Origin of the sequence: Gryllotalpicola sp., assembly GCF_027352875.1 — a bacterium.
Lineage (GTDB): Bacteria > Actinomycetota > Actinomycetes > Actinomycetales > Microbacteriaceae > Gryllotalpicola.
Window position 1 is genome coordinate 1 of record NZ_DAIEII010000029.1, and the last position, 12827, is coordinate 12827.

14 protein-coding genes are annotated in these 12827 nt (G+C 68.7%); 8 read left to right on the plus strand and 6 right to left on the minus strand.

What is annotated here, in order from left to right; genetic code table 11:
* Window positions 1-111 precede the first annotated feature (111 nt).
* From M7D61_RS03945 to pknB, 6 genes are read left to right on the plus strand one after another with little or no spacing between them, the layout of a single operon-like run.
* On the plus strand, window positions 112-732 hold the full coding sequence (locus tag M7D61_RS03945) for an FHA domain-containing protein (RefSeq protein ID WP_298227829.1): 621 nt from the start codon (window positions 112-114) through the stop codon (window positions 730-732).
* A complete protein-coding gene (locus tag M7D61_RS03950; RefSeq protein WP_298227831.1) occupies window positions 729-1970 on the plus strand; it encodes a PP2C family serine/threonine-protein phosphatase in 1242 nt (413 codons plus the stop codon). The genes M7D61_RS03945 and M7D61_RS03950 overlap by 4 nt, the downstream gene beginning before the upstream one ends.
* Window positions 1960-3336 carry an FtsW/RodA/SpoVE family cell cycle protein gene (locus M7D61_RS03955; protein ID WP_298227833.1) on the plus strand — a complete coding sequence of 459 codons (1377 nt, stop codon included), beginning with the start codon at window positions 1960-1962 and terminating at the stop codon, window positions 3334-3336. Before M7D61_RS03950 ends, M7D61_RS03955 begins: the two co-directional genes overlap by 11 nt.
* Entirely contained in the window at window positions 3333-4787 is a 1455-nt protein-coding gene (locus M7D61_RS03960; RefSeq protein WP_298227835.1) for a penicillin-binding protein 2, read from the plus strand. Before M7D61_RS03955 ends, M7D61_RS03960 begins: the two co-directional genes overlap by 4 nt.
* Window positions 4784-6580 carry a serine/threonine-protein kinase gene (locus M7D61_RS03965; protein ID WP_298227837.1) on the plus strand — a complete coding sequence of 599 codons (1797 nt, stop codon included), beginning with the start codon at window positions 4784-4786 and terminating at the stop codon, window positions 6578-6580. Before M7D61_RS03960 ends, M7D61_RS03965 begins: the two co-directional genes overlap by 4 nt.
* Before the next feature lie 29 nt (window positions 6581-6609).
* Complete coding sequence (gene pknB / locus M7D61_RS03970; protein ID WP_298227899.1) at window positions 6610-8319, plus strand: Stk1 family PASTA domain-containing Ser/Thr kinase; 1710 nt, start codon at window positions 6610-6612, stop codon at window positions 8317-8319.
* A gap of 31 nt (window positions 8320-8350) precedes the next feature.
* On the opposite strand, the gene M7D61_RS03975 is transcribed toward pknB, so the two are convergent.
* From M7D61_RS03975 to M7D61_RS03985, 3 genes are read right to left on the minus strand one after another with little or no spacing between them, the layout of a single operon-like run.
* Entirely contained in the window at window positions 8351-8977 is a 627-nt protein-coding gene (locus tag M7D61_RS03975) for a gamma-glutamyl-gamma-aminobutyrate hydrolase family protein (protein ID WP_298227840.1), read from the minus strand.
* Complete coding sequence (locus M7D61_RS03980; RefSeq protein WP_298227842.1) at window positions 8974-9135, minus strand: hypothetical protein; 162 nt, start codon at window positions 9133-9135, stop codon at window positions 8974-8976. The genes M7D61_RS03975 and M7D61_RS03980 overlap by 4 nt, the downstream gene beginning before the upstream one ends.
* Window positions 9135-9887 carry a class E sortase gene (locus M7D61_RS03985; RefSeq protein WP_298227844.1) on the minus strand — a complete coding sequence of 251 codons (753 nt, stop codon included), beginning with the start codon at window positions 9885-9887 and terminating at the stop codon, window positions 9135-9137. The genes M7D61_RS03980 and M7D61_RS03985 overlap by 1 nt, the downstream gene beginning before the upstream one ends.
* Before the next feature lie 54 nt (window positions 9888-9941).
* On the opposite strand from M7D61_RS03985, the gene M7D61_RS03990 reads away from it, so the two are divergent.
* Window positions 9942-10199: a cell division protein CrgA gene (locus M7D61_RS03990; protein WP_298227846.1), complete on the plus strand. Its 258-nt coding sequence runs from the start codon at window positions 9942-9944 to the stop codon at window positions 10197-10199.
* A gap of 54 nt (window positions 10200-10253) precedes the next feature.
* On the opposite strand, the gene M7D61_RS03995 is transcribed toward M7D61_RS03990, so the two are convergent.
* Window positions 10254-11186: a rhomboid family intramembrane serine protease gene (locus tag M7D61_RS03995; RefSeq protein WP_298227849.1), complete on the minus strand. Its 933-nt coding sequence runs from the start codon at window positions 11184-11186 to the stop codon at window positions 10254-10256.
* 20 nt (window positions 11187-11206) lie between these two features.
* A complete protein-coding gene (locus tag M7D61_RS04000; RefSeq protein ID WP_298227852.1) occupies window positions 11207-11764 on the minus strand; it encodes a peptidylprolyl isomerase in 558 nt (185 codons plus the stop codon).
* Between the two features lie 113 nt (window positions 11765-11877).
* Here M7D61_RS04000 and M7D61_RS04005 point away from each other — a divergent pair, with 113 nt between their 5' ends.
* The gene (locus tag M7D61_RS04005) at window positions 11878-12396 is read left to right on the plus strand and encodes a DNA helicase (protein WP_298227854.1); all 519 of its coding nucleotides are present in this window, start codon (window positions 11878-11880) and stop codon (window positions 12394-12396) included.
* On the opposite strand, the gene M7D61_RS04010 is transcribed toward M7D61_RS04005, so the two are convergent.
* Window positions 12393-12812, minus strand: coding sequence for an NUDIX hydrolase (locus tag M7D61_RS04010; protein WP_298227901.1), 420 nt, complete (start codon window positions 12810-12812; stop codon window positions 12393-12395). The genes M7D61_RS04005 and M7D61_RS04010 overlap by 4 nt on opposite strands.
* Window positions 12813-12827 lie beyond the last annotated feature (15 nt).

Sequence of the window (12827 nt, forward strand, 5' to 3'; positions counted from 1 at the left end):
CCAGCCGACCGTGCTCAACCCCGGCGACACCATCACCCTCGGCCACACCACGGTCGTCTTCAACGTGGTTCCGGTGGCGAAGCCGCTGCGAGGCGCGACCCGGGCGGTGCAGTGAACGTCAGCGAACTGACGCTCCTCGTCCTCAGGGTCGGATTCCTGGTCCTGCTGTGGGTGTTCGTGTTCGTCATCGTCTACGCGCTGCGGGGCGATCTCTTCGGCTCCCGAGTCCGCAAGCTGCCGGATGCCGGGGCGAGCGCGCCTCCGATACCGCCGATGAGCTCGCCCGAGAAGTCGCCGCCGGCGTCAGGCGACGATGACGGCACCAACTCCCTCGCCGGGCTCGCCCGCGACCAGACCGGCGAGCAGCCGTGGCTGGGCAGCCCGGCCGCGGCGACGACCTCGCTGTCGGGCGGCTACCCGGTCAAAGCCACCCGCTTCACGGCCGGCCGACTCACCATCACCTCGGGCCCGCTCGCCGGCCACGAGATCGAGCTCACCCCCGACCCGCTCACCATCGGCCGATCCAGCGACTCCGGTCTCATCCTCCACGACGACTACACGAGCACCCACCATGCCCGCATCATGCTGTGGAACGACGAGTGGATGCTGCAGGACCTCGACTCGACCAACGGCACCTTCCTCGACGGCAGGCGAGTCACCTCGCCGACGCCGATCCCTCTGGACACCCCCATCCGGATCGGCCTCACCACCTTCGAGTTGAGGCGCGCGTGACGACGAACACGCGCGGCGCGGCCGTCAGCCACGTCGGGCGCGTCCGCACCCAGAATCAGGATTCCGGCTACTCGGGCGAATCCCTCTTCCTCGTCGCCGACGGCATGGGAGGCCACGCCGGCGGCGACGTCGCGAGCGCCATCGCGACGAACTTCATCAAGCAGGTCGACGGCGACTATCCCGACGCCGAGGCCGCCCGCGACGCCCTGCGGACCGCCCTGCTCGACGCCAACCGCCGGCTGATCGACACGGTGCGCCAGCACCCGGAACTCACCGGCATGGGCACGACCGTCAGCGCCATCCTGCGCGTCGGCGACCACGTCGCGCTCGCCCACATCGGCGACTCGCGCATCTATCTGTACCGCGATGGCGAACTCACCCAGATCTCGACCGACCACACCTTCGTGCAGCGTCTCGTCGAAACGGGCCGCATCACCGAGGAGGAGGCGCTCGTCCACCCGCGCCGTTCGGTGCTCATGCGGGTGCTCGGCGATGTCGACGCGAACCCGGAGATCGACGCGTGGGTGCTGCCGACCCTCCCAGGAGACCGCTGGCTGATCTGCTCGGACGGCCTCAGCGGCTTCGTCAAGAACGACCAGATCCTCCGGGCGTTCGCCCTCGAGCTCAGCCCCAAGGCCACCGCGGATCGGCTGCTGCGCTACAGCCTCGACGCGGGGGCACCCGACAACGTGACCGCCATCATCGCCGACATCGACCGCGACGTCCAGCCGCACGAGCCCGTCACGGTCGGCGCCGCCGCAGCCCCCATCTCATACGACGTGCCCGCACCGCGCACCCGCAGCGCCTGGCGGCCGATCCCCGCGACGATCCTGCACCCGAGTCGGTCAGTCGCCGAGCCGACGCACTTCGAGCCGAAGACCGACGACTACCTCTCGGAGCTCATCGACGAGGGGGCCCGCCGCCTGCGGCGCCGCCGCATCGCCCTCGCCGTCGTCATCGCCGTCGTCATCGCCGCGATCGTCGGCGCCGCGTGGGGCGGCTACGCCTGGACGCAGACCCGCTATTACGTCGGCGTCGCGCCCGACGGCAACGTCGCGATCTACGAGGGAGTTCAGCAGAGCCTCGGCACCTGGCAGCTCTCGCACGTCTACCAGGAGAGCGCGATCTCGGTGACGACGCTGAACTTCTACCAGCAGCAGCAGGTGCGCCAGACCATCAACGCCGCCTCGTTCGCCGACGCAGTCCGGATCGTCGAAGGGTTGCGCCGTGGCGACTGACCCCCTTGTCACGAGCGTCATCCCGCGCCTGCGCATCCGCATCCCGAAGCGGCTGCGCAACCTCGAGCTGGGCTTGCTCGTCATCGCGTTCATCATCACGACGAGCTCGTTCGTGCTCGTGCAGCTCGGCGCGCTCGGGCGGATCGACCTCACCCTCGCGTTCCTCGTCGTCGGTCTCGGCGTCCTCATCGTCGGCACGCATGTCGCGCTGCGGTTCACCGCGCCGAACGCGGATCCGTTCCTGCTTCCCATCGCGACGGTCATCAACGGTCTCGGCATAGCCGAGATCTACCGCATCGACATCGCCGACGGCCTCATCGGCTGGGATGCCGCCTCCGTCCGCCAGATCGTGTGGACGGGCATCGCCGTCGTCTGCGCGCTAGTCGTCATCGTCTCGGTGCAGAACCACCGCGCCTACCAGCGCTACACCTACCTCTTCGGACTGCTCGCGATCGTGCTCGTGCTGCTGCCGATGCTGCCCGGCATCGGCCGCGACGTGAACGGCGCCCGAGTGTGGATCGGCATCGGCCCCCTCTCGTTCCAACCCGGCGAGCTCGCCAAGATCGCACTCGCGATCTTCTTCGCGGGATACCTCGTGCAACGCCGCGAAGCGCTCTCGAGCGTGGGCCGCAAGGTCCTCGGCATGCGCCTGCCGCGCGGCCGCGACCTCGGCCCGATCATCCTCGTCTGGGCCATGGCGATGGCCGTCATCGTCTTCCAGCACGACCTCGGCACCGGTCTTCTGTACTTCGGCCTCTTCCTCGTCATGCTCTACCTCGCGACCGGGCGCTTCAGCTGGATCGTCATCGGCATCGTGCTCTTCGGCGGCGGCGCGTTCGCCGCGAGCCGGGTCCTCGACTACGTGCAGGGCCGTTTCCAGAACTGGCTCAACCCCTTCAACCAGTCGACGTACGACGCAGTCGGCGGCAGCTACCAGATCGTGCAGGGGCTCTTCGGCCTCGCCCACGGCGGCCTGCTCGGCACCGGGCTCGGCCAGGGCGATCCCACCATCACGCCGCTGCCGGCGAGCGACTTCATCATCACGTCCCTCGGCGAGGAGCTCGGCCTCATCGGCCTCTTCGCGATCCTCTGCCTCTACATGGTGTTCGTCGCGCGCGGCCTGCGCATCGGCTTCGCGAGCGAGGACGACTTCGGCAAACTGCTCGCCGCCGGGCTGTCGTTCGCCGTCGCCTGGCAGGTCTTCATCGTCGTCGGCGGCGTCACCCGGGTCGTGCCTGAGACGGGCCTCACCGCGCCGTTCCTCGCCGCGGGCGGCTCGAGCCTGGTCGCCAACTGGATCATCGTCGCCATGCTGCTGAGGCTGTCCGACACCGTGCGCAACCAGCCAAGGGCGGTAGCGCCATGAACCGCGAACTGCGCAGGGTGTCCTGGCTCGTCCTCGCGATGTTCGTCGCGTTGTTCACGGCCGCGTCCATTATCCAGGTAGGACAGGCGGATGCCCTCTACACCGACTCCCGCAACACCCGCGCCATCGGGGACCAGTACGACGTGCAGCGCGGGCCGATCCTCGTCGGCGGCAGGCCCGTCGTGCAATCCGTGGCGTCGAAGGACGGCTACAAGTACCAGCGCGAGTACGCCGACGGCCCGCTCTACGCCTCGGTGACGGGGTACTACGCCATCAACGGCGCCGCAACCGGCATCGAATCCGCCCTCAACCAGGAACTCGCCGGCACCTCGAACGCCGACTTCCTCAGCCGCCTCAACGACACGCTCACGGGCGCGCACCCGCAGGGCAATTCCGTAGAGCTCACCATCGACGCGAAAGTGCAGAAAGCCGCCTACGACGCACTCGGCGGCCTGCAGGGCGCCGTCGTCCTCGAGGAGGTCAAAACCGGCCGCATCCTCGCGCTCGTCTCGAAGCCCGACTACGACCCCAACGTGCTCGCCACCCACGACACCAACGCCTATCTCGCCGCCTACCATAAGCTCGCGAGCGCCGCCGGCGACCCGCTCGTCAACAAGGCGATCACCGACCTCAACCCGCCCGGCTCCACTTTCAAGCCTGTCGTGAGCTCGGCCGCGATCGGATCGGGCGCCTATACGAAGGATTTCCCGCTGCCGAATGTCTCGTCCCTGAAGCTGCCCGGCTCGAACACGGTCATCCACAACGACAACCGCACGACGTGTGCGGGAAGCGCCAAAACAGTGTCCATCGAGCTCGCGCAGGTGTTCTCCTGCAACCTGCCGTTCGCCGAGCTCGGCGCGAAACTCGGCTCGGCGGCCGTCAAGCAGCAGGCCGAACTCTTCGGCTTCAACCACGAGTTCGACATCCCGATGCCGGTGAGCAAGAGCCTCTACCCCGGTTACTCCGACGCCGCCCAGCTCATGATGAGCGCCTTCGGGCAGATGGACGACCGGGCCACCGCGCTGCAGATGGCGATGAACATGGCGACGATCGCAAACGGCGGTGTGGTGATGAATCCGACGGTCGTCGACTCGGTCCTCGCCCCCGACCTCACGGTCCGGCAGGCCTTCCAGGCCAATCAGTTCGGCCGGGCGATGTCGGCGGCGACGGCCAAGACTGAGACCGAAATGTTGGTCAAGGGTGTTGAGGAGGGCACGGGAACGAATGCGAGGATTAGCGGTGTCAGCGTCGCCGGCAAGACGGGAACCGCCCAGAACGGGGCGGACAAGCCCTTCACGCTCTGGTTCACAGGTTTCGCTCCTGCTGACAACCCGCGGTACGCCGTCTCGGTGGTCGTCGAGAACGGTGGAGGTATGAATCAGAGCGGAACGGGCAACGCGGTCGCGGCTCCCGTGGCACGAAAGGTATTAGAGGCGGTGCTGGGAAAATGAGACCTTCGGCAGGGCTCACTTTCGGCGGGCGTTACGAGCTGGTCTCGCGCATCGCGATCGGCGGCATGGGCGAGGTCTGGAACGCAACCGACCAGGTCATCGGCCGCACCGTCGCCATCAAGATCCTCAAAGACGAGTACCTGGGCGACCCCACGTTCCTCGAGCGCTTCCGCACCGAGGCCCGTCACGCGGCCCTCGTCAACCACGAGGGGATCGCCAACGTCTTCGACTACGGCGAGGAGGAGGGCAGCGCCTACCTCGTCATGGAGCTCGTGCCCGGCGAGGCGCTCTCGACCATCCTGGAGCGCGAGGGAAAGCTCTCACCCGAGCGCACGCTCGACATCGTGGCGCAGACCGCCGCCGCACTGCAGGCCGCGCACGCGGCGGGTCTCGTCCACCGCGATATCAAGCCCGGCAATCTGCTCATCACGCCCGACGGCCGGGTGAAGATCACCGATTTCGGCATCGCGCGCGTCGCCGACCAAGTGCCGCTCACCGCGACCGGGCAGGTCATGGGCACGGTGCAGTACCTCTCGCCCGAGCAGGCGAGCGGTCATCCGGCATCCCCGGCGACCGACATCTACTCGCTCGGCATCGTCGCCTACGAGGCCGTCGCGGGACACCGGCCTTTCACGGGCGAGTCGCAGGTCGCGATCGCGATGGCGCAGATCAACGAGGCGCCGCCGGCCTTGCCGACGACGATCAGCGAGCCGGTACGCAACCTCATCTTCGCGTGCATCGCGAAGAGCCCCGCCGACCGCCCGGCGAGCGCCGCCCACCTCTCGCGCGCGGCGGCGGCGCTGCGGCGCGGCGATGTAGCCGCCGCCGCGGCGGCAGTGCCGGCGGTGCTCGGCCTCGAGAGCACGACCCCGGCGACGATCCTGCTGCCCACGGCCGACACCGCACCGACCGCTGCGACGAGGGTGCTGTCGGCGAGTCCGGCGACGACTCCGCTCGAACGCCCCGCCGCGCGTTCGACACGCGGCCGCAGCCCGTGGACGTGGCCACTCGTCGCGCTCATCGTGCTGCTGCTGCTCATCCTGGGCGGCACAGTGTGGGCGCTCGTCTCGCAGGGTCATGGCGGCACGCCGCCCGTCACCGACTCGACTTCCAGCGCTCCGCCGACGACCGCCATCACGACGCCGCCGGTCTCACCGACGACGGTGCCGACCATCAACCCCAACGACTTCGAGAACACCGGCCTCACTTACGACGAGGCCGTCGCCAAGCTCGTCGCGCTCAACTACTCGAAATCGAACATCAAGAAGACCGGCTACGGGCCGGCGACGACACCCGCTCAGGTCGGCACTGTCGCCCGGATCGACCCGAGTGGCAGCGTCCCCTACGGTCTGCCGATCACGCTGTACGTCTACGACAAGATGGTGCAGCCCAGCGCCCCGACGGCCGGCCCGGTCATCAAGAGCCAGACCGACAGCCCCGCCGTACCGGGTTCGACGATCGTGTTCGGCTTCCGCTCTTCGGATTCCTGCCCCGCCGGCCAAACGCTGTCGGCCCACCAGCTCTACGTCAACGGCCAGGGCCAGGGCTTCTCGAGCGGCGACACGGTGAGCTTCACCGTGCCGAACACGCTCGCCGGCACTAAGGCGTCGGTGAGTTACACGATCCAGTGCGCCGGCGCCAACGAGTCGCAGCAGTCGCCGGCGATCCAGCTCGTGGTCGCCAACCCGACCGCGCCTACGACGACGGCGCCCACGACGCCGACGAGTACCGCGACGGCGTCGCCGACGAGTACCGCGACGGCGTCGCCGTCCAGCTCCGCCATGGGCGGCTAGTGACGGGTGACCATGGGGGGCAGGACGCGGTGACCGACGACCCGCGGATCCTGGCGGGGCGGTACCAGGTCGGACCGCTGATCGGTCGCGGCGGCATGGCCGAGGTTCATCGCGGCCTCGACACCCGACTCGGCCGCACGGTCGCGATCAAGCTGTTGCGCCCGGCGCTTGCCAACGACCCGCGCCTGCGCACCCGCTTCCGGCAGGAGGCCCGTTCGGCGGCACGGATGGCCCACCCGACGATCGTGCGCGTGTACGACGCCGGCGAGGAGAACGTCACCGATGCGACGGGCGTTGCCTATGTCATCCCGTTCATCATCATGGAGTACGTCGACGGCACGCCGCTCAGCGAACTCATCCGACGCGGGCCGCTCGCGCCGGCCGAGGCGATGCGCATCACCGACGGCATCCTCACAGCGCTCGAGTATTCGCACCGCGCCGGCGTCGTCCACCGCGACATCAAACCCGGCAACGTCATGATCGCGAAGAACGGCCAGGTCAAGGTCACCGACTTCGGCATCGCGCGCGCCGTGAGCGACACGACCGGCTCGCTCGACAAGCCCGGCGGCATCGTCGGCACGGCGAACTACTTCTCGCCCGAGCAGGCCAAGGGTGACCGGGTGGATGCCCGCACCGACCTCTACTCGACGGGGGTGGTGCTCTTCGAGATGGTGACGGGGCGCCCACCGTTCCAGGGCGAGAGCGCCGTGTCGGTCGCGTACCAGCACGTCTCTGAGCTGCCCGTCAAGGCGAGCTCGATTAACCCGCGCATCTCGCCGGCGCTCGACATCGTCATCGACAAGGCGCTCCAGAAGGATCAGTACGAGCGCTACCAGACGCCGGCCGAGTTCCGTGAAGACCTGCGCATCGTGCAATCCGGTCGGCTGCCACTCCCGCGCCGACCCGGTCCGGTGACGAGCCTGCTGCAACAGCCGGGCGGGGCCGACCAAGCGGCGGCGCAGTTCCGGCAGCTCGCCACGGACCGCGATCTGCCCCGCACCCAGCGCCGCCCGCCGGTGCTGTGGATCTGGGCCGGCGTCGTCGCCGTCGTCATCGCCGTGCTCGCGGTGCTGCTCTGGCTGCTGCAGCAATCGCCCGGCAACCCGCTCGCCAACGTGACGCGATACGTGCCCGCCGTCGCCGGGCTGTCGTTGACGGATGCCGAAGCGCAAATCCGCGCCGATGACCTGCTCTTCACTGTGACTCGTCAGGCGAGCGACCAGGTGGCCAAGGGAAATGTGATCTCGACGCTGCCCGTTGCCGGTGCCCAGGTGACCAAGAACACCAACATCACCATCGTGGTCTCCAGCGGGCCGCCGCCCGCGATCCTGCCGGACGTCACCGGCGAGCCGCTCGATCAAGCGCAGACGGACCTTAGAGCGAAGGGCTTCGCCATCGGCGCGATCACACACGCCGACAATCCGACGGTCGCAGCGGACCAGGTGGTGTCCACCAATCCGAAGGCCTTCGCCAACGGGGTGTCGGGGCAGACGGTCGACATCGTCGTCTCGACGGGCACCGTCCGTCTGCCCAATCTCATGGGCCAGAACGTGGTGGATGCCCTGAAGACACTGCGCTCCGCCCCGCTTCAACTGACTGCGGAATCCGTCGCCGACCCGACCTGCCCGCTGCAGAAGAACACCCCCGTCGACCGCCAGTCGGTCGCGCCGGGGGAGGTGCCGCAGGGGACGAAGGTGCTGCTCTACTTCTGCACGGCCACGAGCGCGCCGGGCGGCTAGCAATCCCCGAGGCGGTGCGTCGAAACCAGCGCTACGACGTCACAAGCGGGTTCAGATCGCGCGCCCGCTCCTTGGCCCCGGGCAATCCGGCCGCCTCGAGCCAGTTGCCGAGCATGCGGTAGCCGTCTTCGGTGAGCACGGATTCCGGATGGAACTGCACTCCGTAGATCGGCGCGGTCCGGTGCTGCAGCGCCATGATGACGCCGCCCTCGGTACGTGCGGTCACCTCGAGCTCGTCGGGCACCGTGCCGTCGACGACGGCGAGCGAGTGGTACCGGGTCGCCGTGAACGGCTCGCGCACGCCGTCCCAGAACGCGTGCTCGTCGTGGTGGACGAGCGAGGTCTTGCCGTGCATGAGCTCTTCCGCGGTGGTGACGACACCGCCGAACGCCTCGGCGATGGCCTGGTGGCCGAGACACACGCCGAGCAGCGGCGTGCCGGCATCCTTCGCGGCGCGCACCATCTCGATGCTGACCCCCGCGTCGGCGGGGACGCCCGGGCCAGGCGAGATGAGCACGGCGTCGTACTCGGCGAGCGCGGCCCGGACGTCGGGCACCTCGTCGTTGCGCACCACCGTCGTCTCGGCGCCGAGCTGCTGCAGATAGCCGTTCAGCGTGTACACGAAGCTGTCGTAGTTGTCGACGACGAGCACCCTCATGTACCGACCGTACCCTCTTGGCCGGCGTTGACGACAACGTCGATCCAGGGGAAGACCCAGAGGAAGAGCGCCGCGACGACGAGCGCGGCGGCGACGAGCAGGATGAGCGCCCGCAGCCACCACGGCCCGGGGAGCACCTGCCACAGCGCCGCGTACATCAGCCGACCTGGCCGGCGATCGCCGCCGGCGCCGTTGTCGAGAACGAGTCGAACACGGCGAACGCGACGAGCCGCTCGACACCGTGGTACATCGGATTGCAGGTCGTCATCGTCATGATGCGGTCGTCGCCTATCGCCCCCGGCACCTGCGGCACGGGCAGCAGCACGTCGACCGCGGTGGGCTGCACGTAGACGTAGTCGCGGAAGACGTAGGTGTAGAAGCCCTGCTTGGTCTGCAGATAGATCCGGTCGCCGACGTGGAGCTGCTTGAGCCCGAGGAAGGCGTTGCCCCAGCCGGTGTCGTGGCCGGCGACGGCGAAGTTGCCGACCGCGCCGGGCATCGCGGTTCCCGAGTAGTGGCCGACACCGAAGTGCGGCGAATCGAGCACCGCGGGGATGTCGACGCTTTCGCCGATGACCCGCTCCCAGTTGCCGCCCCAGCGCGGCACGTACATCACGGCGATGGGCTGCGCCGCGGCGGGCTGCGCCTCCGCGGGGATGACGCTCGGCCTGGCGGGGGCGGCGGCGGAGCCCTCCAACCAGTCACGACCCAGGCTCGCCGCGGCCGATGTCTGCTGGCCGTTCAGCACCCACGAGTTGAACCACACGCTCCACACGACGAAGAGCAGCACGAGGATTCCGGCGGTGACCAGGACCTCGCCGATGACACCGAGAACCGAGACGCGCCGACGCCGTCCTCGTCGGGCGATCGCCGGCGCGCGCCGCGACGCAGACCCCGGGGCACCGGACACCTGGTGATCCTAACTTTTCGGAATCCGAAAGCACCGAGGCTAAACTTCTGGACCATGGCCGAGAAGACGCGCCCGCCGCGTACCCGCAACGCCGAGCAGACCGCCTCGACCGGCGCCGGCGGCAATCCCGTCTGGTTCAAGCCGGTCATGCTCGGCTTCATGATCGTCGGTCTGGTGTGGATCATCGTCTACTACATCGGCGCGACGAGTGTGCCGTTCTCGATCCCGATCCCGGGGGTCGGGGCGTGGAACATCCTCATCGGATTCGCGATCGCGCTGGTCGGCTTCCTCATGACGACCCGCTGGAAGTAATCACAGCGCTGTAATTCATCCACAGCTGTTGACAACGCTGTGCATGAATAGTGCTCAGATGATCGCCGGGAACACCCCGATGAGGACGAGCACGAACCCCGTCGCACCGAGCAGCCAGGACTGCGCGCGTCGTCGCCGCTCCGCCCGGGTCTCGAAGAAGATGAATCCGACAGCGATGCCGATGAGCAGCCCCCCGATGTGCGCCTGCCAGGCGATCCCGCCGCCGATGAAGCTGAAGACGAGGTTGATCGCCACCCACACCACGAGCTGGGTGATGGGCAGGCCCATGCGGCGCATGATGACGATGGATGCCGCGACGACGCCGAAGATCGCGCCGGAAGCACCGAGCGTGGGGACGCTGCCGTCGGTCATGAGCAGCACGCCGTCGGAGCCGGCCACGCCGCAGAGCAGGAACAGCACGAGGTAGCGCCATTTGCCGATGACGCCCTCGATCATCGGCCCGAGCACCCAGAGCATGTACATGTTGAACGCGATGTGGATCACCGAGGCGTGCGCGAACACGGAGGTGAGCAGTCGCCACGGCTCGAAGCCGATGCCGGGCCAGGTGCCGCTGCGGTCCGAGTAGACGCCCGCGTACCAGAGCGTGTCGGTGACGGGGCCGGGCACCCCGTTGATGAAGAGACCGCTCAGCGTAAGCTGCCCGGCGAAGCCGGCGCCGATCACCTGGAGGAGGAAGACGAACCCGCACACCGCCATGAGCGACCAGGTCATCACCGGCCGGTCGGATGAGGCGTAGCGCCCCGCCGCCCGAGCAACGCGCACCCGGGCAGGGCCGGCGTGGACACGCTGCTGCTCGCGGGTCTCGGCGCGGCCCTCGCGCGCGCACTCGGGGCAGATCACCCCGACCGGCATGGGGATCTGGCACTCGCCGCAGATGGTTCGGCCGCAGCGCTGGCAGAGCACGAAGCTCTGCCGGTTCGGATGCCGGTAGCAGTAGCCCGTAGGGCTGTCGACGAAGTCGCTCACGCGGGTGCGGGGCTCGGCGCTTACAGCTCGACGACGGTGATGGACTCGATGACGACGTCCTCCAGCGGCTTGTCGCGGCCGTCCGTGGCGACGGCGGTGATCTCGTCGACGACGGCGCGGCTCGCATCATCCGCCACCTCGCCGAAGATGGTGTGGTTGCCGTTGAGCCACGGGGTCTCGCCGACCGTGATGAAGAACTGAGACCCGTTGGTGCCGCCCGGCTTGCCGGTGATGGCGTTCATGCGCGTGCCCGCGTTGGCCATGGCGAGCAGGTACGGCGCAGTGAACTGCAGCTCGGGATGGATCTCGTCGTCGAACTGGTAGCCAGGCCCGCCGGTGCCCTGGCCGAGCGGATCACCGCCCTGGATCATGAAGCCCGGGATGATGCGGTGGAAGATCACGCCGTTGTAGAGCGGCTCCGTCGTCGTCTGGCCGCTGGCGGGGTGCGTCCACTCCTTGGTGCCGGTGGCGAGGCCGACGAAGTTCTCGACCGTCTTCGGAGCGTGGTTGCCGAAGAGGTCGATGACGATGTCGCCGTGGTTGGTGTGGACGGTCGCGACCGCGGTGTGCTGAGCCATGTCTCGATTCTGTCAGTCAAAACTGTGTTTCCGGTGGCGGGGCGGCCGGACGAAGCCACTGGCGTCTCCCAGCCGATCCGGCCAAGATTGAGTCATTCCGATGAGGAGGAACCGTGGCCCTTTCGCGTAAGCATCAGAAGGAACTCGACCAGTTGCGTGCCGACGCCGAGCTGCTGCTCCGGCACCAGCAGGAGGTCATCGGGCAGGCCGCGTCCGTGGCGCGGGAGGCCTCGCGCCAGGCGGCGCAGCTCGCGCGCGAGGAAGGCGTTCCGCGCGCCAAGGAGACGTACGAGCACTACGTCGGACCGCAGGCCTCGAAGGCCGCAAGGAAGGCGGGCGAGATCATCGCCGGCCAGGTCGTTCCCACCGTGGGCGCCGTGCTCGGTACCGCCTGGTCGGTCGCGGACATCGCCAAGGACACTCGCGTGCAGGCGGCGCTGAGGCGGGCCAGGCTGTCCTCGGCAAAGGCCGCATCGGTCGCCATCGCCTCGAAGAAGAGGGGCGGCCGCAAGGCTCTCGGCTGGCTGCTCGCCCTCGGTGTGATCGGTGGCATCGGCTACGCCGTCTGGCAGACGTTCCGCGCGGATGACGAGCTGTGGGTCGCGGACGCCGGCGAGGCCTCCGACGACTAGCCCAGACCCGCGAGCCCGAGCGCCGCGTCGACGAGGCTGACGCGCTGCAGCAACGCCACCTCGGCGAGGTCGAACCAGCGCGCCTCGTCGGTCGAGCCGTCCGGCTCGTTGCGCAGCTCACCCCCGACGACGCGCGCCGTGTAGACGATCCGCAGGGTGTGGAGCGGGCGGATGGCGTCGTCGCCGCGCTCCTCGATCGGCATGATGCGCGAGTCGATGCCGACGAGCTCGACGAGTTCGACGTCGTGGCCGGTCTCCTCCAATGCCTCGCGCACGGCGGCATCCGCCGGGTCCTCGCCCGCTTCGAGGCCGCCGCCGGGCAGCGTCCAGCCGCCGCGGCCGCGCTCGTTCCAGTGCGCGAGCAGGATGCGTCCGTCCTCGACGATGACGGAGTACGCCGCCACCCGTAGGTCTATCTGCGCCACAGCCTC

What these genes read in the sequence shown, in the direction of transcription:
- M7D61_RS03975 (WP_298227840.1), bottom strand. Translation starts at nt 8,977, where the DNA reads ATGAGGGTGCTCGTCGTCGACAACTACGACAGCTTCGTGTACACGCTG.
- M7D61_RS03965 (WP_298227837.1), top strand. Translation starts at nt 4,784, where the DNA reads ATGAGACCTTCGGCAGGGCTCACTTTCGGCGGGCGTTACGAGCTGGTC.
- M7D61_RS03990 (WP_298227846.1), top strand. Translation starts at nt 9,942, where the DNA reads ATGGCCGAGAAGACGCGCCCGCCGCGTACCCGCAACGCCGAGCAGACC.
- M7D61_RS03960 (WP_298227835.1), top strand. Translation starts at nt 3,333, where the DNA reads ATGAACCGCGAACTGCGCAGGGTGTCCTGGCTCGTCCTCGCGATGTTC.
- M7D61_RS04000 (WP_298227852.1), bottom strand. Translation starts at nt 11,764, where the DNA reads ATGGCTCAGCACACCGCGGTCGCGACCGTCCACACCAACCACGGCGAC.
- M7D61_RS03980 (WP_298227842.1), bottom strand. Translation starts at nt 9,135, where the DNA reads ATGTACGCGGCGCTGTGGCAGGTGCTCCCCGGGCCGTGGTGGCTGCGG.